The 25,265-nt window shown below is 67.7% G+C and carries 22 protein-coding genes; 16 read left to right on the forward strand and 6 right to left on the reverse strand.

The window, feature by feature from the left end:
• Window positions 1–6: 6 nt before the first annotated feature.
• The 13 genes from QQK25_RS06440 to QQK25_RS06500 all read left to right on the forward strand — a co-directional run bounded on the left by QQK25_RS06440 (window position 7) and on the right by QQK25_RS06500 (window position 15,283).
• A complete protein-coding gene (locus QQK25_RS06440) occupies window positions 7–1,206 on the forward strand; it encodes a class I SAM-dependent methyltransferase (RefSeq protein ID WP_284187193.1) in 1,200 nt (399 codons plus the stop codon).
• Window positions 1,203–3,002 carry a thiamine pyrophosphate-binding protein gene (locus QQK25_RS06445; RefSeq protein ID WP_284187194.1) on the forward strand — a complete coding sequence of 600 codons (1,800 nt, stop codon included), beginning with the start codon at window positions 1,203–1,205 and terminating at the stop codon, window positions 3,000–3,002. Before QQK25_RS06440 ends, QQK25_RS06445 begins: the two co-directional genes overlap by 4 nt.
• The gene (locus QQK25_RS06450) at window positions 2,999–4,096 is read left to right on the forward strand and encodes an FkbM family methyltransferase (protein ID WP_284187195.1); all 1,098 of its coding nucleotides are present in this window, start codon (window positions 2,999–3,001) and stop codon (window positions 4,094–4,096) included. Before QQK25_RS06445 ends, QQK25_RS06450 begins: the two co-directional genes overlap by 4 nt.
• Window positions 4,097–4,104: 8 nt before the next feature.
• Window positions 4,105–5,196 (forward strand): N-acetylneuraminate synthase family protein, encoded by a 1,092-nt coding sequence (locus tag QQK25_RS06455; RefSeq protein ID WP_284187196.1) that lies wholly within the window; start codon window positions 4,105–4,107, stop codon window positions 5,194–5,196.
• A 41-nt stretch (window positions 5,197–5,237) separates the two neighbouring features.
• The gene (locus QQK25_RS06460) at window positions 5,238–6,272 is read left to right on the forward strand and encodes an NAD-dependent epimerase/dehydratase family protein (protein ID WP_284187197.1); all 1,035 of its coding nucleotides are present in this window, start codon (window positions 5,238–5,240) and stop codon (window positions 6,270–6,272) included.
• 8 nt (window positions 6,273–6,280) lie between these two features.
• Complete coding sequence (locus QQK25_RS06465) at window positions 6,281–9,904, forward strand: glycosyltransferase (protein WP_284187198.1); 3,624 nt, start codon at window positions 6,281–6,283, stop codon at window positions 9,902–9,904.
• A gap of 288 nt (window positions 9,905–10,192) precedes the next feature.
• Complete coding sequence (locus tag QQK25_RS06470; protein ID WP_284187199.1) at window positions 10,193–11,017, forward strand: flagellin N-terminal helical domain-containing protein; 825 nt, start codon at window positions 10,193–10,195, stop codon at window positions 11,015–11,017.
• Between the two features lie 76 nt (window positions 11,018–11,093).
• Window positions 11,094–11,477 carry a flagellar protein FlaG gene (locus tag QQK25_RS06475; protein WP_153160001.1) on the forward strand — a complete coding sequence of 128 codons (384 nt, stop codon included), beginning with the start codon at window positions 11,094–11,096 and terminating at the stop codon, window positions 11,475–11,477.
• Window positions 11,478–11,682: 205 nt separating this feature from the next.
• Window positions 11,683–13,077: a flagellar filament capping protein FliD gene (gene fliD, locus QQK25_RS06480; protein WP_284187200.1), complete on the forward strand. Its 1,395-nt coding sequence runs from the start codon at window positions 11,683–11,685 to the stop codon at window positions 13,075–13,077.
• Between the two features lie 21 nt (window positions 13,078–13,098).
• Complete coding sequence (gene fliS / locus QQK25_RS06485; RefSeq protein WP_153159999.1) at window positions 13,099–13,512, forward strand: flagellar export chaperone FliS; 414 nt, start codon at window positions 13,099–13,101, stop codon at window positions 13,510–13,512.
• Window positions 13,513–13,530: 18 nt separating this feature from the next.
• A complete protein-coding gene (locus QQK25_RS06490; RefSeq protein ID WP_284187201.1) occupies window positions 13,531–13,878 on the forward strand; it encodes a flagellar protein FliT in 348 nt (115 codons plus the stop codon).
• A gap of 29 nt (window positions 13,879–13,907) precedes the next feature.
• Complete coding sequence (gene fliK / locus QQK25_RS06495) at window positions 13,908–14,984, forward strand: flagellar hook-length control protein FliK (protein WP_284187202.1); 1,077 nt, start codon at window positions 13,908–13,910, stop codon at window positions 14,982–14,984.
• Window positions 14,981–15,283, forward strand: a complete 303-nt coding sequence (locus QQK25_RS06500; RefSeq protein ID WP_153159996.1) for an EscU/YscU/HrcU family type III secretion system export apparatus switch protein — start codon at window positions 14,981–14,983, stop codon at window positions 15,281–15,283. The genes fliK and QQK25_RS06500 overlap by 4 nt, the downstream gene beginning before the upstream one ends.
• 67 nt (window positions 15,284–15,350) lie before the next feature.
• On the opposite strand, the gene QQK25_RS06505 is transcribed toward QQK25_RS06500, so the two are convergent.
• The 5 genes from QQK25_RS06505 to QQK25_RS06525 form a co-directional block, all read right to left on the reverse strand.
• A complete protein-coding gene (locus tag QQK25_RS06505; protein WP_284187203.1) occupies window positions 15,351–15,623 on the reverse strand; it encodes an oxidative damage protection protein in 273 nt (90 codons plus the stop codon).
• Between the two features lie 97 nt (window positions 15,624–15,720).
• The gene (locus tag QQK25_RS06510; protein ID WP_284187204.1) at window positions 15,721–17,373 is read right to left on the reverse strand and encodes a sensor domain-containing diguanylate cyclase; all 1,653 of its coding nucleotides are present in this window, start codon (window positions 17,371–17,373) and stop codon (window positions 15,721–15,723) included.
• A gap of 25 nt (window positions 17,374–17,398) precedes the next feature.
• A complete protein-coding gene (gene argA, locus QQK25_RS06515; RefSeq protein ID WP_284187205.1) occupies window positions 17,399–18,748 on the reverse strand; it encodes an amino-acid N-acetyltransferase in 1,350 nt (449 codons plus the stop codon).
• Window positions 18,749–18,797: 49 nt separating this feature from the next.
• Window positions 18,798–20,285 carry a polyphosphate:AMP phosphotransferase gene (gene pap, locus QQK25_RS06520; RefSeq protein WP_284187206.1) on the reverse strand — a complete coding sequence of 496 codons (1,488 nt, stop codon included), beginning with the start codon at window positions 20,283–20,285 and terminating at the stop codon, window positions 18,798–18,800.
• Window positions 20,278–21,018 carry a 16S rRNA (uracil(1498)-N(3))-methyltransferase gene (locus tag QQK25_RS06525; RefSeq protein ID WP_284187216.1) on the reverse strand — a complete coding sequence of 247 codons (741 nt, stop codon included), beginning with the start codon at window positions 21,016–21,018 and terminating at the stop codon, window positions 20,278–20,280. The genes pap and QQK25_RS06525 overlap by 8 nt, the downstream gene beginning before the upstream one ends.
• Before the next feature lie 48 nt (window positions 21,019–21,066).
• Between QQK25_RS06525 and QQK25_RS06530 the strand changes: the two genes are divergently transcribed.
• The 3 genes from QQK25_RS06530 to QQK25_RS06540 all read left to right on the forward strand — a co-directional run bounded on the left by QQK25_RS06530 (window position 21,067) and on the right by QQK25_RS06540 (window position 23,437).
• Window positions 21,067–21,627, forward strand: a complete 561-nt coding sequence (locus tag QQK25_RS06530; protein WP_284187207.1) for a thioredoxin family protein — start codon at window positions 21,067–21,069, stop codon at window positions 21,625–21,627.
• Window positions 21,621–22,430 carry an inositol monophosphatase family protein gene (locus QQK25_RS06535; protein ID WP_284187208.1) on the forward strand — a complete coding sequence of 270 codons (810 nt, stop codon included), beginning with the start codon at window positions 21,621–21,623 and terminating at the stop codon, window positions 22,428–22,430. The genes QQK25_RS06530 and QQK25_RS06535 overlap by 7 nt, the downstream gene beginning before the upstream one ends.
• 131 nt (window positions 22,431–22,561) lie before the next feature.
• The gene (locus QQK25_RS06540; protein ID WP_153159989.1) at window positions 22,562–23,437 is read left to right on the forward strand and encodes a phosphoribulokinase; all 876 of its coding nucleotides are present in this window, start codon (window positions 22,562–22,564) and stop codon (window positions 23,435–23,437) included.
• Window positions 23,438–23,498: 61 nt separating this feature from the next.
• On the opposite strand, the gene QQK25_RS06545 is transcribed toward QQK25_RS06540, so the two are convergent.
• Window positions 23,499–25,265: an MORN repeat-containing protein gene (locus QQK25_RS06545; RefSeq protein ID WP_284187209.1), complete on the reverse strand. Its 1,767-nt coding sequence runs from the start codon at window positions 25,263–25,265 to the stop codon at window positions 23,499–23,501.

The following is a 25,265-nucleotide window of genomic DNA, read 5'->3' on the forward strand; positions in this document are numbered from 1 at the left end:
GTCGCCATGGTCGTCAGCAGCCACCGCGCCTGCCCCTTGTGCGGCAACCCCACGCCGGACGAACTGGGCTGGATACACCTTCCCCAGATCAGCGGCTCGCCGCTTCCGGATGGCTACCGGCTGGTGGCCTGCACACCTTGCGATTTCGCCTACGCGGACACCCCGGCGCCCCAGTCTGCGTACGACACCTATTACCGGACCCAGGCCAAGTACGGCGGCCCAACCGGTACAGGCGGGGGGATCGACGCGGCGGATCGGCAGCGCCTGGACGAGCTCGCCGACCGCCTGACGGCCTGGCTTCCCCGGCACGACGCGCGCGTCCTCGACATTGGCTGCGGTGCGGGCGGACTGTTGCAGACCCTGCAACGGCGAGGCCACACCCACGCCGAAGGCATCGACCCCGATCCCGCCGCCGCCCAGGCGGCCCGCCAACGTGGCCTGACCGTGCACACCGGGCTTGCCGCCGAAACGCCCACGGTACTGGCGGGGCGGCAATTCGACCTCATCGTGATGTCGCATGTCGCCGAGCATCTGCGCGACTTCGACGCGTTCGATCATCTGCCCGCACTACTCGCCCCCGGTGGCACGCTCTACGTGGAAGTCCCCGATCCCCGACACTATCGCTGCGGCGAACGGCCGCCGTTGTATTACGTCGATAGCGAGCACATCAACCACTTCAGCCCCCACGCCCTCGCCCGGCTGTTCTCGCGGATGGGCCTCCTGCCCCGCGGCTTCACGGAGCCCCCCCTCACCCTCGCCGACGGCACGTCCTATCCGGCCCTGGCCGGCATTGCCGGCGCGGCGACTGGCGACACGGGCGCCGCGCCGGCGCCAGACATGCTGCCCCGCCTGCGGGACTATCTCGCCGACAGCCTGCGGCGGACCGCATCAGCGTGGCGCATTGCGCCCCCCCTTGGCCCCGGCCCGGTGCTGGTCTGGGGCGCCGGCTCGTGGGCCCAGCGCCTCACCGGACAGGGCGCCATCCCGATTCAGCAAGTCTGCGCCTTCCTCGACAACGCCCCCAACAAGCAGGGCCTCACTTTCGCTGGCAAACCCATCGTCTCCCCCGCCGAGGGACTAAGTCGTCACCCGGACGCGCAAGTTCTTGTCTGCGTTGCCGTAAACCCGACTCAGATCGCGGCAGAGCTGCAACGCCTCGAACCGGGCAACCCTCGTATCCCGCACTTCATCACCGACCGAGCATGAACGCATCCGAACGCATTGCCGACTGGCTGGCCGATCACGGCATCGAGCAGGTGTTCACCGTCACAGGCGGTGGCGCCATGTATCTGAACCAGGCCCTCGGCACCCATCCTCGAATCACGTGCACCTTCATGCACCACGAGCAAGCCTGTGCGATGGCTGCCGAAGCCTACGCCCGGGTATCCGGAAAACCCGCCGTGGTCATGCTCACCACCGGTCCCGGCGGCATCAACGCCCTCAATGGGGTGTTCGGCGCCTACACGGACTCGATTCCGATGGTGGTGATCAGCGGTCAGGTCAAGCGGGCCACCTGCCTCGACTACACCCCGGTACCCGGCCTGCGCCAGCTCGGCGACCAGGAAGGACCGATGATCGCCATGGCCCGGCCGGTCACCAAGATGGCCGAAAGTGTCGGCAGCCCCGAAGCCCTTGCCGACCAGCTGCCCCGCGCCTTCGCCCTGGCCACCCACAGCCGCCCGGGCCCGGTGTGGCTCGACATCCCGCTTGACGTGCAATCGGCCGAATGCGCGCCCCTGCCCGCGGCCCCGGCCCCCGCCACGCCGATTCATCCCGACCTGAGCGCGCACTGTGCAGCCCTCGCCACCCGCCTTCGCGCCGCGCATCGGCCGCTGATCCTTGCCGGTACCGGTGTGCGCCTCAGCGGCGCCGGGAAGGCACTGCTCGACTTTGCGGAAGCCCACGGCATCCCCGTCGCAACGGCCTGGACGCACGACCTCATCGCCAGCGACCACCCCCTGTTTGCAGGCCGCCCAGGCACCATCGGCACCCGGGCGGGCAACTTCTGCACCCAGAACGCCGACTGCGTCATCGTCATCGGCTCGCGACTCAACATCCGCCAGGTCAGCTATAACTGGGCCAGTTTTGCGCGTAACGCGTTTGTCGCCCAGGTTGACATCGACCCGGCGGAACTGGCCAAACCCTTCGTCCAGCCCGACCTGCGGATCGGCGCCGACGCCAGCGTCTTTCTCGGCGCCCTGACCCTCGCCTGCACCGACGGGCTGCCGGACTTCTCCCCGTGGGCCGCCTGGTGTCGCGACATCGCCCGGCGCTACCCCACCGGCGGCCACCCGGCGAACGGCGCCCAACTCCACCCCTATGCCCTCGTAGAGCGGGTCTTCAGCCAGCTGCGGGACGACGACATCGTCGTCTGTGGCAACGCATCGGCCTGCATCCTGCCCTTCCAGGTGGGCCGACTGAAGGCCGGCCAGCGCATGTTCAGCAACTCCGGCTCCGCCTCGATGGGCTACGACCTCCCTGCCGCCATCGGCGCCGCGCAGGCCGCGGGTGGGCGGCGGGTCGTGTGCTTTGCCGGCGACGGCAGCCTGCAGATGAACATCCAGGAGCTTCAGACCCTCAAGACGCTCGATCTGGATATTGCCCTCGTGCTCATCGACAACGGTGGTTACGCGTCGATCCGCCAGACCCATGAAAACTTCTTCGGCCGCATCGTCGGCGCAACCCCGGCGTCGGGCGTCGAGTTTCCCGACTTTGCCCGAATCGCCCAGGCCTATGGGCTGGATGCGGTCAGCGTCACCGCCGCCAACCTGCCCGACCTCGATGCCGCGCTCGGCCGCCGCGGCCCTGTGCTCATCGCCGCCCAGGTCGACCCCTTGCCCGGCTTCGAGCCGCGCATCAAGTCGCGGGCGCTCCCGGAAGGCGGTTTCGCCACCCCGGAGCTGGACGACATGTTCCCATTCCTTCCACCGGACGAGCTCGCCGCCGTGCGCACCGAGGCAGCCGCCATCCGCGCGCTGCCGCGGAGCGGAGCAGGATCATGACCGCGCCTGATTTCCCGTCCCTGCACGTCGATGACGACACCGATCCGACCTCAGCCCGCCGCAACGGCGTGCTGATCTTCGGCTGCGGGGGCTTTGCCCGTGACGTGCGCGCTGCCGCCGAGGCAAACGGCATTCCGGTCGTCGGCTTCGTCGTTTCGGCGGGCACCCCCGGCACCTGTGACGGCGTGCCCGTCGCGCCGCTCACCGGCCTGCCTGCCGGCTGGACGAATCTCCCACTGTGGATCGGCGTCTTCAATCGCGAAGCGGTGTCGGATTACGCCGCCATCGTCGATGCCTGCCGTACTGCAGGTTTTGCAACGCCGCTGCTGCCCCAGCAGTACTACGCCACGCTGGCCGAATCCCTGGGCTGGCGCTACTGGCTGGCCGACCGGCGCGCCTACGCCGCGCACCACCAGGCGCTGACCGGCGTCTTCGCGCAGCTCGACGACACCGAGAGCCGCACGCGGCTCGCCGACCTCCTGCGCTTCCGGCTCGGGCAGAGCGCCACCATTCCCAACGCGCCCGACGCTGGCGCCCAGTATTTTCCCGACTTCCTGTGCGCGCTTGCCACTGAGCCGATCGGCTTCGTGGACGTCGGGGCTTACGACGGCGACACCCTGGAATCGGCCGCCCGGCATCTTCCTTTGCGCGAGGCCTGGGCGTTTGAGCCCGACGCCGACAACTTTCCCCGTCTCGCCGAACGTGCCCGCCACCTGACGCCCCAGACCACCTGCGTGCCCTGCGGCGCCTCGTCGATCAACGGCACGCTCGCCTTTGCCGGCGGACACGGAGAAGCCAGCGCACTCGGCGCTGGAGGCAACACCCGCATCCAGGTCGTCAGGCTGGACGACTGCCTGCCCAATGCGCGGGTGGACTATCTCAAGCTCGATGTGGAGGGTCACGAACTCGACGCACTGAGCGGTGCCGAGGCCCTCATCCGCCGGCACCGACCACTCCTCGCGATCGCCGGCTATCACCGCTGGGACGACCTGTGGCGGATCCCCGAGTGGATCGCCGGGCTCGGACTGGACTACCGCCTGCGCTTGCGCATCCATGCCCACAACGGATTTGACGCCGTCTTTTACGCGTACTGAGGTTCGCCATGAACAACGCCATCTTCGAAAACCTCTTCATCCTGGAACTCGCCAACAACCATTGGGGACGGCTGGAGAGAGGCCTGCGCATCGTCAACGACTTCGCCCAGGTGGTCCGCTTCAACAACGTGCGAGCGGCAATCAAGCTCCAGTTCCGCGACGTGGATCACTTCATCCACAAGGATTTCCGCGGCCGCGACGACATCCGTTACATCAAGAAGACCCAGGACACCCGGCTCACCAAGGCCGAATACCGCACGTTGGTGCGGGCCATCAAGGAACGCAACTGCATCCCCATGGCCACCGCCTTCGACGAAGCTTCGGTCGATCTGTGCGACGAACTCGACCTGCCGATCATCAAGATCGCCAGCTCCGACATCAACGACTGGTTCCTCATCGAGCGCATCGCCGAAACGCGCAAGCCGGTCATCGTCTCCACCGGCGGCTCGTCCCAGAAGGATGTGGACGACATGGTGAAGTTCTTCGCCAATCGCAACATCCCGCTGGCGGTCAACCACTGCGTCTCCATCTACCCCAGCGAAGACGACGAACTGGAGCTCAACCAGATCGACTTTCTGCGCCAGCGTTACCCCGAGAACGTCATCGGCCTGTCCACACACGAATATCACGACTGGACCTCCTCGATGCTGATCTCCTACGCCAAGGGGGCCCGCACCTGGGAGCGCCACATCGACATTGCCGAAGACGGCATTCCGGTCTCACCCTACTGCTCGCTCCCCCACCAGATCGACGAATGGTTCAAGGCCTTCCACAAGGCGATCGAGATGTGCGGTGGCACCGGCACCACCAAGCGGGTGCCCAAGAAGAAAGAGACCGAATACCTGGACGGTCTGGTGCGCGGCATCTATGCCCGCCGGGATCTGCCCGCCGGCTATGAGTTCCACGTCCAGAACTCCGAGGAGGATTTCTATCTCGCCATCCCGCTGCAGAAGGGGCAGCTGTCGTGCCGCGAGACGATGAACGGGCTCAAGCTCACCCAGGGCGTCAGCAAGGACTCCCCGCTCACCATCGACGACGTGGACAGCCCCTACGCCCAGAGCGAATCCCTGCGCAAGCTGATCTTCAGCCGCGGGCTGTAGCCCCTGGTGCCCCGGTAGCCCCTCCAGCCCCGTTCCTGGCCATGCTGCCCGACCCCCGCCACCCCGCCGTCCAAGGCCGCCTCGCCGAGCTGCTACCGCATCTCGACGCGGCCGCCTTCGCCGGTCGGACGGTGTTGCTCACCGGCGGAACCGGATTCTTCGGCTACTGGCTGCTGAGCCTCTTCGATCTCCTCACCCAGCGCGGCGTCGACCTGAAGGTGCGCGCCCTTTCGCGCCATCCGGACGAGTTCGCCGCCCGGTCACCGTGGCTCGCCAGTCGCCCGTGGCTCAGCTGGATCAAAGGCAACGTGCGCGACTTTCGCGACAATGCGCCCATCGATTTCGTACTCCACGCCGCGACAGACACCGACGCCGACGCCCACCGCCAACCCCTGGCGATCATGGACGACATCCTGCTCGGCACCCGCCACACCCTGACGCACGGCCACGGTGCCGGCGCAACGCGGATGCTCTACGTAAGCTCGGGTGCCGTCTATGGCCCGCAACCCACCCATCTCGAACACCTCGCCGAAGACACCTCCTTCGCCTGCGACGCCTGCCATCCCGGCAGCGCCTATGGCGAAGCCAAGCGTGCGGCAGAACAGTGGAGCCTGCAGTTCGGGCTGGCCCACGGCATCAACATCCCGGTTGCCCGCTGCTTCGCCTTCGTCGGCGCCGGTCTGCCACTGGACGGCCACTTCGCCATCGGCAATTTCATCGGAGACGCCCTCGCCGGACGCCCCATCCAGGTGGCTGGCGACGGCACGCCGCTACGCAGCTACCTGTACGGCGCCGATCTGGCGATCTGGCTCCTGCAGCTACTCGCCCGCGGCGAACACGGGCGCGCCTACAACGTGGGCTCCGACCGCGCGATCTCGATCGGAGAACTCGCCGAGACCGTCCGCCACACCCTCGCCTCTCCCCACCCCGTTCGCATCGCCCGGCAGGCCGCCGACAACGCCCTCCGCAGCCGCTACATCCCGGCTACCCAACGTGCCCGCGGCGAACTCGGCCTCGACACCTGGACAGCGCTGCCGGACGCCATCCGCCTGACCGCCGAAGCCCTCGCCACCTGAGTCCGATCATGCCCAAGCTCTACGACACCCCGCGCCGCCCCTACTACATCGAGGCCCCCGCCTACCGCCGCACCTCGGCCGGCATCAAGGTGCTGCACCTGCTGTGTCACGCGCTCAACCGGATTGGCGAGAACGCATTCGTCTTCCCGACCGTCACCAACCCCGCTCTCGACACGCCCACGCTCTCCCCGGAGATTGAAGCCCAGCACCGCGAGGCCGGGCTTGAGCCGATCGTGGTCTATCCCGAAATCGTGCCCGGCAACCCACGCAACGCCGGATCGGTGGTGCGTTACGTCCTCAACCGCGCCGGCCTGATCGGGGGCGAACATGCCTTCGCATCCACCGAGCTGGTCTTCAGCTATGGGCGCAACATCGTGCCGCCGGGAGCAGATCCGGAGAACATCCTGTTCCTGCCGCCGATCGACACCCGCTGCTTCCACAACCTCGACAACCCCGACGATCACCGGCGAAGCGGTGTGCTGCTTTATCCGGGCCGACACCAGGCCGGCCTCGCGTGCTATCCCGAACTCGCCGCCCGCGCCACGCTCATCACCGCCAGCTGGCCCGAGACCCACGAAGAACTCGCCGCCCTGTTCCGCCGCAGCGAGGCGGTTTACTGCTTCGAATCCACCGCCATCGCCCTCGAAGCCACCCTCTGCGGCTGCCCCGCCATCATCCTTCCGTCGCCCTACTTCAACGGCGTCCTCCTGAGCGCCGAGGAACTCGGCAACGACGGCTTCGCCCTCGACGACAGCCCGGCCGAGGTCGAACGTGCCCGCCAGACCGTCGGCCGCATGGCGCAGACCTACCAGGCAACCGAAACCCGCTTCTGGCAACAACTCGAGCGCTTCGTCGCCCAGACCCAGGCCATGCCGGTGCATGCCTGCCCGCCCAAACCGGCCGACAGCCCCGCCCAGATCGAAGCCCGCCAACGCTACGAAACCTGGCGCGCCCGCCGCACGCTGCAGGAGATCGACGCCCAGCTGCTCGCCGAGCGCATGGTGCTCACCTGGAAGAACCGCCCGGGCATCCACCTGCTGATGGCCGTCCATCCGGGCGAGGAGAACCTCCTCGCCGACACCCTCGACAGCCTCGCCGCGCAGCTCTACCCCGAGTGGCTGCTCACCGTCGCCACCGTGCTGCCCACGCCGGATGGCCTCGGTGACATCCCCAACCTGCAGTGGCTTGCCCTGCGCGACGCCGCCCACATCGACTACGTGCTCGACGAGATGGCCGCCGCCTCGCCCGGCAGCTGGCTGGCCCGCATCGAGCCGGGCGTCACCTTCGAGCCGCACACCCTGCAGGTCGTCGCCGACTACATCAACATCCGCCCCGACTGGCGCCTCATCTACACCGACGAGGACACCCGCGAACCCGACGGCCGCTACAGCCAGCCCTGCTTCAAACCCGACTTCAACCTCGACCTGCTGCGCGCCCAGGCCTACTTCGGCAGCTTCGTGGTGGTCGCCAAGGACGCCTTCCTGGCCGCCGGCCGCTACGGCAGCCACAGCGGCGCCGAAAACTACGACCTCGCCCTGCGGGTGCTCGACCACGCCGGCGAAGCCGCCATCGGCCACATCGACCAGATGCTCGCCCACCTGCCTCGGGCCTCGGCGCGCACCATGAACCCGGCCGCCGAGAAGACCGCCCTCGCCGACCACCTCGCCCGCCACGGCCTCGACGCGGTGATCCACGACGGCGCCTCCTTCGGCACCCGTCGCGTGCAATACCGCTGGGCCGACGCGCCCCTCGTCAGCATCGTCATCCAGACCCGCGACCGGGAGGAATACCTGCGCCCGCTGCTCGACAGCATCGCCACCCGCACCGATTACCCGAACTACGAGCTCGTCGTCGTCGATAACGACAGCACCGACCCCGACGCCGTCGCCTTCCTGCGCGGGCTGGAGAGCGACGCCCGCTGGGCCGGCCGCTGCCGCGTCGTGGCCTGCCCCGGCGAGTTCAGTCACGCCCGCGGGGCCAACACCGGCGCCGCCGCCGCCCACGGCGACTACCTGCTGTTCCTCGACAACGACACCCACGTCGTGCAGGACGAATGGCTCGTCCGCATGATGGACCTCGCCATGCGACCGGAAGTCGGCATCGTCGGCCCGCGCCTCACCTACCCGGAAACCGCCAAGGTCCAGCACACCGGCTGGGTGCTCGGCCTGCGCGGCAGCGCCGGCAGCCCCTGGAACAACGACCTCGAGATCACCGATCCAGGCTACATGGCCCGCGCCCTGTGCGACCAGAACGTCAGCGCCGTGTGCGGCTCGGCCCTGCTCGTGCGGCGCAGCCTGTTCGAGCAGCTGGGCGGCATCGACGTCGAAGGCTTCCCGCTCTCCCACGGCACCCTCGACCTGTGCCTGCGCGCCCGCGAAGCCGGCAGCAAGATCGTGTGGACGCCCTACTCGATGCTGGTCCACTTCGACGCCATCTCCCTCAAGGCCCGCCAGCGCAAGCCCGACGGCATGCTCGCCGACCTGCTGGGCGCGATGGCCGCCAACGACCGCCTGCTCGAACGCTGGCTGCCGAAGCTCGCCCACGACCCGGCCTACAACCGCAACCTGAGCCTCGCCGATCCCTTCAAGCCCGAGCATGTGGCCCCCATCGACTGGGACACCCACTTCCACGACCGGCCCCGCATCCTCGGCGTGCCGCTCACTGGCGGCGCCGGCGAATACCGCCTGCGCGCCCCGCTGCGCGCCATTGGCCAGGCCGGCCTCGCCCAGACCATGATCTGCGAACCGCCCAAGGCCTTCTCGGTACGCATCCTGTCGCCCGTAGAACTGGCCCGCGCCGCGCCGGACGCGATCATCATGCACCAGCCGCTCGACGATCCGCAGACCGACGCCCTCGAAGCCTACAAGCGCTTCATGCCCCAGGTGCGGCGCATCATCACCATCGACGACCTGATCACCGCGCTGCCCAAGAAGAACTCCTTCTACAAGGCCGGCTTCAAGGACGCCCGCCCGCGCCTGCGCCGCACCCTCGGCCTCGCCGACCGGCTGGTGGTCAGCACCCGGCCGCTGGCCGACATCTGCGCCGACATGATCGACGACATCCGGATCATGCCCAACTGCCTCGAAGGCGCCCTCTGGAACGACGTCGCCCCGCCGCGCCTGCCGCGCAAGAGGCCGCGCGTCGGCTGGGCCGGCGCCCAGCAGCATCTGGGCGATCTGGAACTCATCTACCCGGTGGTCGAAGCCCTGGCCGACGAGGTGGACTGGATCTTCATGGGCATGTGCCCCGAGCCCCTCAAGCCCTTCGTGCGCGAGTCCCACGGCTTCGTGCAGGACTTCCGCACCTATCCCCAGGCCCTGGCCCGGCTCGACCTGGACCTGGCCATCGCCCCCCTCGAGATCCATGCCTTCAACGAGTGCAAGAGCAACCTGCGCCTGCTCGAATACGGCGCGATGGGCTGGCCGGTGATCTGCACCGACATCTATCCCTACCAGAACGCCCCGGTCACCCGCCTGCCCAACGAGCCCGAAAAGTGGATCAGCACGATCCGCGAACAGCTCGCCGACCCTGCCGCGCTGCAGCACGCCGGGCGCCTGCTGCAGGCCTGGGTGCGCGACGGCTACATCCTCGAAAACCACGCCACAAGCTGGTTTGCGGCCTACGGCCCCTGAAGGGCATCGCCCCCACCCCGAAAGCATATCGACAACCGGCCGGAAAACCGCGCCGGTTCGTGATTTTTGGTGCTAAAGCTTTGATTTTCTGAGCCGCTATCAAAAGCCAAGCGGTAATCCGCAGAAAAAACGCAAAGCACACGAAAACGAAAATGTCAACATTTCTTCTAAAGTAGCGCCAGCCAACTCCGTTAATGAATTCAACGGCGGTTGCCTTACACACACCGGGCAAGGCGAACCAAAGTTAAGCCTCGTCGCTTATCTTGAACGGAATTAAGGAGAACCAAAATGGCTGCCACTATCAACACCAATGCGATGTCGCTGAATGCGCAACGCAACCTTTCCACGTCCCAGGCCAGCCTGGCGACCTCGGTCCAGCGCCTGTCCTCCGGCCTGCGCGTCAATAGCGCCAAGGACGATGCTGCCGGTCTGGCGATTGCCGACCGCATGAACTCCCAGGCCAAGGGTTTCGACGTTGCGATCCGCAACGCCAACGACGGCATCTCGATGGCGCAGACCGCCGAATCGGCAATGCAGGCCGTCACCGACAACCTGCAGCGGATGCGCGAACTGGCCGTCCAGGCTGCCAACGGCACCTACACCTCGGGTGACCAGGCCAACCTCGACACCGAATTCCAGCAGCTGCAGTCGGAAATCCAGCGCGTCGTCGGCGGCACCACCTTCAACGGCCAGAACGTGCTGAACCTCACCTCTGCCGTGACCTTCCAGGTCGGCGCGGGCACTGCCGCCACCGACACCATCACGGTCCAGGGCAGCGCGGTCACCCTGTCCGGCGTGTCCGCCGCGGTGTCCGGCAGCGTCTCCAGCGTCGGCGCCGCGACCGCAGCGATTGCGAGCATCGACACCCAGATCAACAACCTGAACACCGCCCGCGCCACCTGGGGTGCTGTCCAGAACCGCTTCAGCTCGGTCGTGCAGACCCTGTCCGTCGCCTCCGAAAACGCGCAAGCGTCCCGCGGCCGGATCATGGATGCCGACTTCGCGAAGGAAACCGCCAACATGACCCGCGCCCAGATCCTCCAGCAGGCTGGCACCGCGATGGTCTCGCAGGCCAACAGCATGCCGAACAACGTGCTGTCCCTGCTCCAGTAACGCGATACAGACGTAACCCTGACGTGCGCGGCCGCCCACAGGGCGGCGGCGCCGCCAGCACAAGGGGGAGATGAGCATGAGCATCCAGCCAGTCGGCACAAGCAGCGCGCAGTATGTGCCACCCGTCAATGCCTCGACGGGCGCCGGCGCCTCCCGTGCAACCGAGAACGCCGCAAGCACCGGCGCGGTTCAGGCATCCCAGAGCACCGCCCAGACCGGCAAGGTCGCGCCCCCGAGCAACGAACAACTCAACCAGGCGGTCAAGCAGATCCAGGACGTCATCAAGCAGACCGCCAACAGCCTGCAGTTCTCCATCGACGAAGACCTGGGCGTCTCCATCGTCAAGGTGGTGGACACCGAGTCCAAAAAGCTCATCCGGCAGATTCCGTCGGAAGAGGTGCTGGCCATCGCCAAGGCGCTCGACAAATTGCAGGGGCTGCTCGTCAAACAGCAGGCCTGATCCGGACACCCCAAGCCGCCAGACCCTCCCCTGGCGCAGATTTGATCCCACCCTCGAGGTGGGATTTTTTTTGCCACAACATGCCGGACAGCTGAACCTGGCACGACTAATGCATTCCAACTGACAACACGCGACCACACTCAAGTTTTCCGGGGTGCGGTCGTAATTTCCGTCAATCGCTTCACCGCACCACAAGGGGTCCATCATGGCCACAATCTCATCAGCTGGAGTCGGCTCGGGAATCAACGTCGAATCGCTCGTCAGTTCGCTGATGTCTGTTGAAAAACAGCCCCTTACGAAACTCCAGTCGCGCCAGAGCAGCTACGAATCGAAGATCTCCGCCCTCGGCACGCTCAAGAGCGCGCTGTCCACCCTGCAGACCGCCGCCAAGGCCCTGACACCGGCAACCGGCAGCACGGCAACGGCATCTTTGTCCGCCTATAAGGCAACTCTTGCCGATTCGACCATCGCAACGGCAACAACGACCAGCTCGGCGGTTGCCGGCAGCTACTCCCTCGAAGTCACCGCCCTGGCCACCAGCCAGCGCTACGCGCTGGGCAAGACCTTCGCCGCCGGCGACACGGCGCTCGATTTCGGCACCGACAGCAGCCGCACGCTCACCTTCACCAAGGGCAGCACGACCACCACCGTCACCCTGGAAAGCAGCCAGAACACCCTGGCGGCCGTGCGCGACGCCATCAACAAGGCCGAGCCCGGCGTGAGCGCCTCCATCGTCACCGACACCAGCGGCAAGCAGAACCTGCTGCTCACCGCCACGTCCGGCGGCACCGCCAACGCGGTGACCATCGGCGGCACCGCCACCTTCATCGACGCTGCCGCACCGGGCTCGCCGATCGCCGCCTCCAGCGCCTTCAACCAGACCCTCGCCGCCAGCGACGCGGCGGTGAAGATCCAGGGCGTGTCGATCGCCACCAGCGGCAACTCGATCACCAACGCCATTGACGGGGTGAACCTCGAGCTCACCAAGACCGGCACCACCACCCTCTCCGTCACCCGCGACAACACCGACCTGAAGAGCAAGCTCGACACCTTCATCAACGCCTACAACAGCCTCAACACCTCGCTGAAAAACCTGGGCGCCTACAACGCCAGCACCAAGACGGCGGCCGTGCTCAACGGCGACTCGACCCTGCGCAGCATCCAGTCCCAGGTGCGCAACACCATCGGCAGCGTTCCCGCTTCGCTCAGCGGCGCCACCTTCAAGACCCTCAGCGACATCGGCATCGCCTTTCAGACCGACGGCAGCCTGAAGATCGACAGCGCCAAGTTCGACAAGGCGGCCAGCGCCAACTTTTCGGCCACCGCCGCAGTGATCGGCGCCTTCGGCAGCACGATGAAGACGACCACCACCAACCTGCTCGCCAGCAACGGGGTGATCGCCAGCCGCACCGACGGCCTGAACAGCAGCATCAAATCCATGGGCAATCAGATCGACGCCTTCGAGACGCGCCTGACCATGATCGAAAAGACCTACCGCGCCAAGTTCACCGCGCTCGACACCAGCATGACCAGCATGACGACCACCAGCAGTTACCTGTCACAGCAGTTGAGCCTTCTCAGCAGCATGGCCAGCAACTAACCCCGACCGGAGAGCAACTACATGTCGTTTGGACTCGCGGCCCGTCGCGGCGCTGCTGCCTACAGCGCAGTAGGCGTCGAAACCGGCGTTTCCACCGCCGACCCCCACAAGTTGATCCTCATGCTTTTCGACGGCGCCATCCTGCAGGTCGGGACGGCCGCCATCGCCCTCGAGAACAAGGACGTCCCCGGCAAGGGCACGGCGATCTCGAAGGCCATCGAAATCATCCTGAACGGACTCAAGGTCAGTCTCGACTACGAGGCCGGCGGCGAACTCGCCCAGCGCCTCGCTTCCCTCTACGACTACATGACGCAGCGACTTCTCTACGCTAACCTGCACAACAGCCGGCCCGCGATGGACGAAGTCACTCAACTGCTCACCGAACTGAAAGACGCCTGGGCCGCCATCGGCAATTCCGACCAGGCAGACCGTTAGATTGCCGGAGACATCTTCATGAGTTCCCTCGCCCTCCTGGAACAGATGAGCAACTACTCCACCGAAATGGTGGATGCGGCGCGCGCCAACGACTGGGATCGCCTGACGCGCCTTGAAAAGCAGGTCGCCTCCCTGCGCGACCGCATCGGCGTCGAAGAGGCCCTGGCCTTTCCGAGCCGCCCCCGACGCATGTCCGAAGACGAGCGCGCCCGCAAGATCGCCCTGATCCGGCGCATCCTCGACGACGACAAGGAAGTCCGCGTCCACACCGAGCCGTGGATGGACAGCGTCCGCCAGATGCTCTCCGGCGGCGTGCGCGAACGCAATCTGCGCAACGCCTACGGCGACAACGACGGCGACGCCTGATCCAGTGCGGGCGGGCTGACGAGGCCGTCATGATTCCCGGCGATCTCGCAGCCCGCCTCCGGATGCTCACCGAGGCCAGTTTCTTTCAGGGCGAACCCACCGTCGCCCCCCTGGCCCGCGTCAAGGGCATCTCGAACCACCTCCCCGATTTCACCCCTGGTCAGCGCATCGTCGCCAACCTCCAGGCCACCAGCGCCGATAACACCTTCCTCGCCCGGGTCGACGGGCGCGAAGTCACCCTGGCCCTGCCCCAGTCCGTCAAGGCCGGCGACACCCTCGAGCTGGTCGTCAGCCACGTCACGCCCCGGGCCGTCTTCGCCACCCTCGCCCAGCCGACACCCGACGCCGCAGCCGCCGCCAGCCGCCCGGCCCTCAGCCAGGCCGGCAAGCTGATCAGCTTTCTCCTCACCGGCCAGCCCGCCCCCGAAACCGCCAGCCTCGCCGGTGGCGAACCCCTGCTCGCATCGCCGCCCACCGCCGGCACCGGCGCCGCCCAGCTCGCCGCCAGACTCGGCAACGCGGTCAGCCAGAGCGGGCTGTTCTACGAATCCCACCAGGCCCGCTGGCTCTCCGGGCAGATCGACACCGCCAGCCTGAAGCAGGAGCCCCAGGGCCGCCTCACCGCAACCCAGGCCAGCGCTTCGGCTGCGACCACCAGCACCGGCAACGCGGCATCGGCCGACACCTCCGCTGCTGCCACCTTGCGCCCCGCCGCCGACAGCCCGTCGCCCATCCCCGAACGCCTGCTGCCGCTGGTCCATCAGCAACTCGACGCCATCGCCACCCAGCACATGGTGTGGCAGGGCCAGGTGTGGCCCGGGCAGATGATGGAATGGGAGATCGAAGACCCGGAGCAGGATCGCGCCGCAGCCGAAGAAGGCGCCGAGCCCTACTGGAACACCACCCTGCGCCTCACCCTGCCGGGTCTGGGCGGCGTCGAGGCCCGCCTCCACCTCACCCCGGCCGGCGTGGCCATGCGCCTGATCACCGACAGCGACACCACTCGCGACGCCCTCGACGCCGGCCAGCAGCGCCTGGCCGACGCCCTTGCCGCGGCCAACGTGCCCCTCACCGGCCTCGTCGCCGAGCGCCGGAGCACCCCGTGAACCGCCCCGAGCACCCCGGCGAGCAGCGTGCCGAGGCGGTCGCCCTCGCCTACACCGCCGGGCAGTCCGCCCCGACCGTGGTGGCCAAGGGCCGCGGCCTGATCGCCGCCGAAATCATCAACCGGGCCAAGGATGCCGGGGTGTACGTCCACGAATCCCCCGAACTGGTCGCCCTGCTCATGCAGGTGGACCTGGACGCCCGGATTCCCCCCGAACTCTACGTGGCTGTGGCCGAACTGCTCGCCTGGCTGTACGCCATCGAGAACGGCCAATCCGACAACCGACCACCGCCCAAATGACAACGGCCCCGAAACGGGGCCGTCGATGACACTGCCGCCAGCCCCTGGGCCGGCCGGCAAGCGATGCTTACTGCTGGGGCGGAACGTAGCCGCTCACCTGATCTGCGCCGCCGCCGAAGAAGTAGCGCTCCATCTGCTCGGCCAGATACTTGCGGGCCCGGGCATCCATCAGGTTGAGACGGTTTTCGTTGATCAGCATCGTCTGATGCCGCACCCACTGCTGCCAGCCTTCCTTCGAGACGTTCTCGAAGACGCGCTTGCCGAGTTCGCCGGGAAGCGGCGGGAGATCCAGACCTTCAGCCTCGCGGCCGAGCTTCACACAATTGACCATCCGTGCCATGTTTCACCTCATGAGTTGGGGATGCCGGCGCGGTTTCACCCTCGCCGGCAGGTGCCGTGATTATAGGTCAGCCCGGCCCCGGGGCGATCGCGCCGCATCACGCCACGGTTTCACCGACGGACTCCCGGGCAAACTCCCAGCAGTTGCCGCCCAGCGCCTTGGCCACGTACATCGCCCGGTCTGCTGCGCCGATCAGGCTTTCGGGGTTGTCCCCGTCCCGGGCGCTGAGGGCGATGCCGATGCTCGCGGTGACGCCGGCCGGCTGATTGTTGAAATTGAAGCTCATGCCGGCGATGCACGCGCACAGGCGCCGGGCGAGCTCCGAGAGCTCGCTGGCCGAGGCCGACGGCACGAGGATCGCGAACTCGTCGCCCCCGAGCCGGAAGAACATCTCGTTGCGCCGGACCACGGACCCCAGCTCGCTCGCCAGATCCACCAGCACCTCATCACCGGCCTGATGGCCGAAGCGGTCGTTCACCGGCTTGAAGCCGTCCAGGTCGATCGCCAGCAGGCCCACGCACTCCCGATGGCGGCTGCTGTCGGCCAGCATCCGCGCCAGCTCTTCATGGAAGCGCCGACGGTTGTAGAGGTTGGTGAGGGGATCGCGCTCGGCCATGTGCAGCAGCTGACGAGCCACGCGGCGCTGCTCGGTGACATCCTCGAACACCCAGATCCGCCCGAGCGAGCGCCCGCCGTCCGGCCCCGGCACGACCCGCGAGAAGTCGGTGACGACCCGCCCGTCGCTGAACAGGATCTCGTAGGGTTCGCTGGGCATGCGGTGGCTCAGCACGTGATTGACGTGCTCCATGAACGCCACCGGATCGGCCACGAACTGCAGCACATGCTGCTGGAGCACCACGTCGCGTACGCCCACGAAGCCGTCGCCGTCGTTCATCCGCCAGATTTCGTAGAGGGCGCGGTTGCAATAGACCACCCGCCGATCGGTGTCCATGAACAGGATGCCCATCCGCACCACGTCGAGCAGGGCCGACAGGCGCGAACGCTCTTCGTTGCTGCGGCGCAGATAGTGTTCGGAAAGCGCCTGGGCGCGGCGCAGGGCAGCCACGGTTTCGAGGAGCTTGAACTCCGCCTCCTTGCGCGCCTGCACGTCGCTCATCGTGACCCGCAGCCCGAGGAGCAGGCCCTCGCCGTCGCGGATCGGCTGCCAGTGACAGCTGATCCACTGCACGCCGCGATTGCCGCTGATGAGCCGGAGCTCGAACTCGCTGATCTGCTCGTCGGCCAGCGCCCGGCGGATCTGGTCCCGGCAGTAGCTCCGGTCGCGCTCATAGACCACCAGATCGACGAAATCTCCGGCCAGCACCTCGGCGGCGGATCGCCCGGTGTAGCGCTCGATGACCTGGCTCACCCAGAAGAAGCGCCCCTCCCGATCGACCCAGCCTTCGAGATTCAGGCCGTCCGCCACCGCCCGCTGGAAATGCCGGCTGATGCCCTCCGCCGGCAGCGGCGCGAGCAGCGCCCCCGCAGTGGGCTGCACCACCGGCGCGGCCCGAAGGGCGGCAAGTTCGGCCTCGCAGGCGGCAAGCCGGCGACGCAGGAGCATCAGGTAGATGCCACCGCCCGTCCCGAGCATGGCCGCAAGGCCGGCGCAGATGGTCACGACCGGCGAGGCGAATGCCTCGGGCAGGGCCGCCCAGGCTGGTGCGGCCGGCAGCGCGAGGGCCAGGCCAACGCCAGCCAGCTGGCGGATGCGGAACGGAAAAACCAGGCGAAGGAGTCGGAAACTCACACAGTCACTTTCGCGGCAATGCCGCTCACAGCGTTTTCATGAAAACCTTGGAACGGCGGCTCACGTCGTACATCTCGCGCTTCTGCCGCGGCAGATCCTCGGGCGGCGCCTGCCGGAAACCCCGCTCCCGGAACCAGTCGGAGGTGCGGGTGGTGAGCACGAACAGCCGCTCGACCCCGATCGCCCGCGCGCGGGACTCCATGCGCTTGAGCAGCATCTCGCCCAGCCCAGCCCGGCGGTGCTCCGGCACCACGGCCACACAGGCCATCTCGGCGGCACGCTCGTCGATGAAGGGGTACAGCGCCGCGCAGCCCACCAGCACGCCGTCGTATTCGACGACGGTGAAGCGTTCGATCTCGGCTTCCAGGCGCTCGCGGCTGCGTCGCACCAGGGTGCCGTCGGCTTCCATCGGGGCGATGACCGCGCCCAGCGCGCCCACGTCCTCGATGGTCGCCTCGCGCAGGCGGAACAGCGGATCACGGGTCAGCACCGTGCCCACGCCCAGCGGGGTGAAGAATTCGAGCAGCAGGCCGCCGTCCTTGTCCCGGTCGATCAGGTGGGCACGGCCGACGCCCTGGCGCACCGCGCGGATCGCGCAGGGCAGATACAGATCCAGGTCTTCGGTCATCCCCTCGCCGGCCTTCAGCATGGCCTCGGCGTCGTCGGCGGTGATCGCCTCGATGAGCCCACCCTTCGCGTCCAGCAGGCCCGGCGCGTCGCACAGGTAGATCAGCTTCTCGGCCTTCAGGGCGATGGCGACCGCTTCGGCCACCGCCTCCATGCTCATGTTGAAGAGCTCGCCCGCCGGCGACACGCCGAGGGACGACATCAGCACAACGTTCTGCTGATCCAGGTCGGCAGCGATTTCCTCGGCGATCACCTTGCGCACCGCGCCGGTGAAGCCGTAATCGACCCCATCCACCACGCCCACCGGCTTGGCGGTGACGAAGTTGCCGCCGGTCACGCGCATGTAGCTGCCAGCCATCGGGGTGTTGGGCAGGCCCTGGGAGAGCAGCGCCTCGACTTCGATGCGGGTCACCGCCACGGCCGCCTTGACGCATTCGAGGGCGTCAGCGTCGGTGACGCGCAGACCGTTGTGGTAGCGCGGCGTGAGGCCGCGACGGGCCATCTCGGCCTCGATCTGCGGACGCGCGCCGTGCACCAGCACCAGGCGCACGCCCAGCGCGGCCAGCAGGTTGCAGTCGTAGGCGAGCTTCTCGGCGAGCTGGCCGGCGGCCACCTCACCGCCAAAGCCCAGCACGAAGGTCTTGCCTCGGAAGGCATGGATGAAGGGCGCAGCCGCCCGCACCCAGGCGACGAAGCGCTGGGAAAGATCATTGGGCGCGAGCGCCGGCGAGTTGTCGGGTGAGTTCACGGGATGTTCCACAGCCTTGGGGAGTGATCGGGCAATCCGCTTGTCCAGGTCAGTGTTTCAGAGCCGATTCGAGCTTATCGACCAGGACGCGCAGAATCTTTACCCGTGCATAATATTTGTTGTCGGCCTCGACGAGGGTCCAGGCGGCATTTTCGGTGCTGGTGCGGTCGATCATGTCGCACACCGCCGGCTCGTAGAGGGGCCACTTCTCGCGGTTGCGCCAGTCTTCCGGCGTGATCTTGTAGCGCTTGAAGGCTTCCTCTTCCCGTGCCTTGAAGCGCCGCAGCTGCTCCGCGTCGCTCACCGACAGCCAGAACTTCACGACGATGGCCCCGGCAGACACCAGCTGATCCTCGAAATCGTTGATCTCGGCGTAGGCCCGCATCCAGTCGGCCTCGGAGCAGAAGCCCTCGACCCGTTCCACCAGCACCCGGCCGTACCAGGAGCGGTCGAAGATCGCCACCTTGCCCTGCCGCGGCAGGCGCCGCCAGAAGCGCCACAGATAAGGCTGGGCGCGCTCCTCGTCGGACGGCGCGGCGATCGGGATGACGTGATACTGGCGCGTGTCGAGCGCGGCGGTGACGCGGCGGATCGCCCCGCCCTTGCCGGCGGCGTCCATGCCCTCGAAGACCAGCACCAGGCTGCGTTTCGCGAACGCCTCGTTGCGCACCGCCAGGGCCAGCCGGCCCTGGAGCTTCTCCAGCTGGCTCTCGTAGTCCTTCTTGTCCATCGGCTGGTCGAGCACCAGCGCGTTGAGCAGGTTGCGCTCGTCCGGCGCAGCCACCAGCGGCGCGGCGGTCTGCCGCGTGCGGAAGCCCTTGCGGACGAACTCGATGCGCCGCTGCAGCCGCTCGAGGAGCGTCTTGCCCACGTGCACCGCCCGGTATTGGGGGTCGCTGCCATCGACGATCACCCACGGCGCGATGCCGGTGCTCGTGCGGCGCAGCACGTGCTCGGCCACCTCGCGGTAGCGGTCGTAGTGCTCGTAGATTTCCCAGTCGGCCTCGCGCACCCGCCAGCGGGTGTCCGGATTGGCTTCCAGCGCCTTGAGGCGCTTCTTCTGCCCGGCCTGCGACAGGTGGAACCAGAACTTGATGAGCAGCACGCCCTCGGCGGCGAGCATCGCCTCGAAGCGGTTGAGCTCCGACAGACGCTGATCAAGATGCGCCTTCTTCATCCGCTTGAAGCTGCGCTCGTTGATGGGCTCGGAATACCAGTTGCCGAACAGGATGCCGATCTTGCCCTTGGCCGGCAGCGCCCGCCAGAAGCGCCACAGCGGGGGGCGCTGGCGCTCCTCGTCGGTGGGCTGGTCGAAGGCGTGCACCTCGATGTGCCGCGGGTCCATCCACTCGTTGAGCAGGTTCACCGTCTCGCCCCGTCCGGCGCCGTCGATCCCGTTGATGAGGATCACCGCGGCGAAATCCTTGTGTTCGAGGAGGTCGAACTGGGTGTTCAGCAGGTCGGTGCGCAGCTGCGGCTCGATGGCCGCGTACTCCTCCTTCGACAGCTTGTGGCCCAGCTCGGCTGACTCAAACATCAAGGTCTCCCGGAAAATCGCCCCACAGGGTTTGCATGGCCGCGATGGCCGCCAGGCCCGCGGTTTCGGTGCGCAGCACCCGCGGCCCGAGGGCCAGGGGCTCGCAGCCGGCGCGATCGGCCAGGGCCAGCTCGGCCGGCGACCAGCCGCCCTCCGGCCCGATCAGGATCGCCACCGGCCCGGCCGGACGCGGCTTGCGGGCCAGCGCGCCTGCGGCACCGGGCGCGAGGATCATCCGCGTGCCGGCAAAATCCTGAGCCAGGTACTTGGCCAGCGGCAGGATCTCGGCCACCTCCGGCACCCGGTTGCGGCCGGACTGCTCGCAGGCCGACACAGCGATCTGCTGCCAGTGGGCGAGGCGCTTGTCCGCCCGGTCGCCCGACAGCTTGAGCACCGAACGCTCGGCCGCCACCGGCTGGATCGCGGCAACGCCCAGCTCGACGGCCTTCTGCACCACCCAGTCCATCTTGTCGGCGCTCGCCAGGGCCTGCACCAGGGTGATCGCCAGCGGCGACTCCCGCTCGGCATCGAGCCGCGGACCAAGCCGCGCCAGCGGCTGCTTGCCGAGGGCGACCAGGGTGGCCGCGCACTCGCCGCCGCGGCCGTCGAAGAGGGTCACCGCGTCACCCACCACAAGGCGCAGCACGCGCTCGGCATGATGGGCAACGGCCGCCGGCAGCGGCATGTCGGAATCGGGCACGAGGCCGTCGGGGCAAAAGAAGCGCGGGTTCATCATGCTATTATCCGCGTGCCTCCACGGGATTGAAACCAAACGAAGATCATGGTCAGTCTTACCACGCCCCTGTGCGATTTCGGCTGGTCCGCCCCGGACTTCGTACTGCCCGGTGTCGACGGCAAGTCCCACAGCCTTTCCAGTTGCCGCGGCCCCAACGGGCTGCTGGTGATGTTCATCTGCAACCATTGCCCCTACGTTAAGGCCGTGCTGCCGCGCCTCGTGCGCGACTGCCGCGAGCTTGCCGGGCTCGGCATCGGCTGCGTGGCCATCATGTCCAACGATCCAGCCGACTACCCCGAGGATTCCCCGGAGAACATGCAGCGCATCGCCGCGGCCATGGATTTCCCCTTCCCCTACCTGCTCGACGAGAGCCAGGCCGTCGCCAAGGCCTACGGCGCGGTGTGCACACCGGATTTCTTCGGCTTCGACGCCGGGCTCGGCCTGCAGTATCGCGGCCGCCTCGACGCGTCGGGCAAGAACCCGGCGCCCGACGACGCCCGCCGCGAGCTTTTCGAGGCGATGCGCCAGGTGGCCGAAACCGGCCACGGCCCGGCCGAGCAGACGCCCAGCATCGGCTGCTCCATCAAGTGGCGGGCCCCATGCTGAACGCCGCCCAACGCCTCGAACAGGCCCGCGCCCTGGCCGAACTCGTCCGCGAGATGGCCAAGGAAACCATCCTGCCCCGCTACCTCAGCGCCGTGCGCGAGCACAAGGCCGATGGCAGCGTGCTCACCGAAGCCGATCTGGCCTCCCAGGCCGCGCTGGTCGAACGCCTGCCCAGGCTCATCCCCGGCGCCGTGCTCGGCGAAGAGATGAGCGCCGAGGAGCAGGGACGTGTGTGGCACCTGGGCAAGGGCGGCCTGTGGGTCATCGACCCCATCGACGGCACCACCAACTTCGCCAATGGGATTCCCTTCTTCGGGGTGGCGGTGGCCTATCTCATCGACCACAAGACCCAGCTCGGGGTGGTCTACAACCCGATCACCGACGAAGCCTTTTACGCCGCCCGCGGCGCCGGCGCCTGGCTCAACGACGTGGCGCTGCCCCTGCGCAGCCCGGCCGCACGCCTCAAGGACGCCGTCGCCGGCGTCGACTTCAAGCGCATCAGCCACCACCTGGGCGACGAGCTCGCGGTGCGCCCGCCGTATTACTCCCAGCGCAACTTCGGCTCCAGCGCCCTCGAATGGTGCTACGTGGCCGCCGGCCGGCTCGACGTGTACATCCACGGCGGTCAGATGCTGTGGGACTACGCCGCCGGCCGCCTGATCCTCGACGAGGCCGGTGGCGCCTACAGCACCCTGGGCGGCACGCCGCTCACCGCCGGGCCAGCCATCAAGCGCTCGGTGATCGCCGCCGCCAGCCCCGCCCTGTTTGAAGAGTGGCGCATCTGGCTGCACAGCCACGCATGAGGCGCCCAGGAGACTCGGCACAGATATTGCTGGGCTAGCCTCCGCACGCTCCGGAAAGTTGCTGGAGTGCTTTTGGAACAGTTCATGACCCCGTGGCCTGCTCCAAAAACACTCATTTTCTGGAGCAATCCATGTCCATGAAGCACCCCATCGTCGTGGTGACCGGCTCGTCCGGCTCCGGCACGACGACCGTGAAGCACACTTTCGAAGGCATCTTCTGGCGCGAGAAGGTCAACGCCGCGATCATCGAAGGCGACAGCTTCCACCGCTACACCCGCGATGAGATCCGCGAACTCATCATCGACGCCGAAAACAAGGGCCAGCGCGGGATCAGCCACTTCGGGCCCGAGGCCAACCTGCTCGAAGACCTCGAACAGCTCTTCCGCACCTACGGCGAATCGGGCAGCGGCCGGCGGCGCCATTACCTTCACCATTCCGAAGAAGCCGCCCGCCGCGGCCTGAAGGTGGGCAGCTTCACGCCCTGGGAAGACATCCCGCCCGACACCGACTGTCTGTTCTACGAAGGCCTGCACGGCGCGGTGATCACCGACAAGGTGAACATCTGCCGCCACGCCGACCTGCTGATCGGCGTCGTTCCAATCACCAACCTGGAGTGGATACAAAAGATCCACCGGGACACGAAAACCCGCGGCTATTCCCTCGAAGCCGTGCAGGAGACCATCCTGCGGCGGATGCACGACTACGTGCATTACATCGTCCCCCAGTTCTCGCACACCCACATCAACTTCCAGCGGGTGCCGATGGTGGATACGTCGAACCCCTTCATCGCCCGCGACATCCCCACCGCCGACGAATCGATGGTCATCATCCGCTTCCGCGACCCGCGGGGCGTGGATTTCCCCTACCTGCTGCGGATGGTGGACGGCAGCTTCATGTCCCGCGCCAACACCATCGTGGTGCCCGGCGGCAAGCTCGATCTGGCAATGCAGCTGATCCTCACCCCGCTGATCTGGAAGCTGATGGAGCGCCGTCGCCAGTGGGTGTGACCGGCGCCTGATACGACAACGGGGCAGCCGCGGCTGCCCCGTTTCATGTCCACACCCGGCCTTATTTGACCGATGCGGTGAGGTTCTTGCCCTTGTCGGTCTGCTGGTCGTTCTGGAATTCGCCCTCCCAACCTTCGCCGCTGGCCCAGGTCAGGCGGCCCTGGCCGTGCTTACGGCCCATGTTCCAGGTGCCGTCATAGCGGTTGCCGTTCTTCCAGGCGTACGAGCCCTGGCCGTGGAACACCCCGCGCACGAAGTCGCCGGTGTAGCGGTCGCCGCTGGGGAAGATCTGGGTGCCGCGGCCATTGGGCTCACCATCCTTCACCGCACCTTCGTAGCGGTTGCCGCCGGCAAAGCGGATCACCCCGTAGCCGACGGCCTGGTCATCGACCCAGTCGCCCTCGTACCACTGGCCGCCCACCCACTCGAAGCGCCCCTTGCCGTGCTTGCGGCCATTGACCAGGGTGCCCACGTAGCGCTCGCCGTTGGTCCATTCGACGGTGCCGGTACCGCTCACCGCGCCGGTCTGGCGCTCGAGCGTGAAGGCGCCGCGATACGTGGTGTCGCCCGCCACCAGCACCACTTCGCCCGGCGGAGCGGCCGGGGTCGGAGCGGCAGGTTTGCTCTCGGCCACCGGAGCAGGCTTGGGTGCCGGTGCCGGCGCTGGGGCGGCAGTCGTCGCGGCAGCAGCCGTGGCCGTCACCGCTGCGGCGGCCGGCAGCCTGGCGACGGCCGTGGCCGCCGGCTGGACGACCACCGGCGCTACCACCGGCTGATTGGTCACGATGGCCGGCGGCGGCGCCTTGCGGCTGCCGTACAGGGCCATCGCGTTCTGGGGCAGCGGCGTGCCGCGCTCCCGGGAGATCGCGTCGGCGTTGGTGCGGGCGAGGCTCTGGGGATTGCCGCGGCACTGGATCACCGCGTCGCGCCAGGCCACCTCGGCCTTCACCGACAGCACGTCCTTCTCGGTGGCTGACACCGCCTGCCCGGTGGTGCGCAGCTGCTGGGTCTGGTCGGTGGCGGCATCCCACAGGGGGCCGCAGTGCTCGGCGTTGTGGGCGTCGATCTGGGTCTGCTCGACCTTGCGCATGGCCTGGGTCTGACGGCTGCCGGCGCATTTATCGGCGGCGCCTTCCCAGGCCAGCACGGCCTTGCTGTAGAGGGATGCGGCATCGTCCCAGCGCTTGTCCTTCCAGGCCACGCGGGCGTAGTCGCCGAGCGACGTGGCGCTCTTCCAGGCGGCATCGCAGGCGGGGCCGGAGCTGAGCAGCTCGGCGTTGGCCGCGCGGGCGCGCACCGTGGCCGCGAGGCTCTTCTCGGCTTTCTCCTTGTGGGGCGGATGGCACAGGTCGGCCGCCTCGCGCCACACATTTTCGGCGTCGGCCAGCAGGCGTTCGATCTGGGCGGGATCGCCCTTCTCGCCGCGGGCCGCGGCCACCTTGACCTCCAGGTCGAGGGCCTTGTCGAGGCGCGGCAGGCATTCGCTCTGATGGCTCGACGCCGCCTCGGCCTGCTTGAGGAGCGCGGCGGCCTTGTCGCCCTGCCTGTTGGCCTGGGCCGCCACCGCCGGACAGTTGGCGGCGATGCTCAGAAAGGCGCCGCTGGCTTCGGCCAGCAGGGGCTGAGCGTCCTTCCAGCGCTTGGCGGCGGCCACCTGCTGGCCGCGCTCGAAGGTCAGCTCGGCCTGCTGCATGGCGGCCGGGCAATCCAGCTGGGCGCCGGAGTCGTCGGGCATCGACGAAGCCGGCGGCGGCGTCTGGGCGACCGCCGCGGTGATGAGCGAACAGGCCAGGGCACCGCACAGATCAAGGATTCGCATCTTCTTCAT

It is taken from the genome of Zoogloea oryzae, from assembly GCF_030161255.1.
Taxonomy (GTDB): Bacteria; Pseudomonadota; Gammaproteobacteria; order Burkholderiales; family Rhodocyclaceae; genus Zoogloea; species Zoogloea oryzae.

Bases quoted from the DNA above. Each gene is read 5' to 3' on its own strand.
- QQK25_RS06490 (WP_284187201.1), top strand. From the start codon at position 13,531: ATGAGTTCCCTCGCCCTCCTGGAACAGATGAGCAACTACTCCACCGAA.
- QQK25_RS06460 (WP_284187197.1), top strand. From the start codon at position 5,238: ATGCTGCCCGACCCCCGCCACCCCGCCGTCCAAGGCCGCCTCGCCGAG.
- QQK25_RS06465 (WP_284187198.1), top strand. From the start codon at position 6,281: ATGCCCAAGCTCTACGACACCCCGCGCCGCCCCTACTACATCGAGGCC.
- pap (WP_284187206.1), bottom strand. From the start codon at position 20,285: ATGTTTGAGTCAGCCGAGCTGGGCCACAAGCTGTCGAAGGAGGAGTAC.
- QQK25_RS06530 (WP_284187207.1), top strand. From the start codon at position 21,067: ATGGTCAGTCTTACCACGCCCCTGTGCGATTTCGGCTGGTCCGCCCCG.
- QQK25_RS06505 (WP_284187203.1), bottom strand. From the start codon at position 15,623: ATGGCACGGATGGTCAATTGTGTGAAGCTCGGCCGCGAGGCTGAAGGT.
- QQK25_RS06545 (WP_284187209.1), bottom strand. From the start codon at position 25,265: ATGAAGAAGATGCGAATCCTTGATCTGTGCGGTGCCCTGGCCTGTTCG.
- QQK25_RS06455 (WP_284187196.1), top strand. From the start codon at position 4,105: ATGAACAACGCCATCTTCGAAAACCTCTTCATCCTGGAACTCGCCAAC.
- QQK25_RS06445 (WP_284187194.1), top strand. From the start codon at position 1,203: ATGAACGCATCCGAACGCATTGCCGACTGGCTGGCCGATCACGGCATC.
- QQK25_RS06475 (WP_153160001.1), top strand. From the start codon at position 11,094: ATGAGCATCCAGCCAGTCGGCACAAGCAGCGCGCAGTATGTGCCACCC.
- QQK25_RS06525 (WP_284187216.1), bottom strand. From the start codon at position 21,018: ATGAACCCGCGCTTCTTTTGCCCCGACGGCCTCGTGCCCGATTCCGAC.
- QQK25_RS06450 (WP_284187195.1), top strand. From the start codon at position 2,999: ATGACCGCGCCTGATTTCCCGTCCCTGCACGTCGATGACGACACCGAT.
- QQK25_RS06540 (WP_153159989.1), top strand. From the start codon at position 22,562: ATGTCCATGAAGCACCCCATCGTCGTGGTGACCGGCTCGTCCGGCTCC.
- QQK25_RS06535 (WP_284187208.1), top strand. From the start codon at position 21,621: ATGCTGAACGCCGCCCAACGCCTCGAACAGGCCCGCGCCCTGGCCGAA.
- fliD (WP_284187200.1), top strand. From the start codon at position 11,683: ATGGCCACAATCTCATCAGCTGGAGTCGGCTCGGGAATCAACGTCGAA.
- QQK25_RS06440 (WP_284187193.1), top strand. From the start codon at position 7: ATGGTCGTCAGCAGCCACCGCGCCTGCCCCTTGTGCGGCAACCCCACG.
- fliS (WP_153159999.1), top strand. From the start codon at position 13,099: ATGTCGTTTGGACTCGCGGCCCGTCGCGGCGCTGCTGCCTACAGCGCA.
- fliK (WP_284187202.1), top strand. From the start codon at position 13,908: ATGATTCCCGGCGATCTCGCAGCCCGCCTCCGGATGCTCACCGAGGCC.
- QQK25_RS06470 (WP_284187199.1), top strand. From the start codon at position 10,193: ATGGCTGCCACTATCAACACCAATGCGATGTCGCTGAATGCGCAACGC.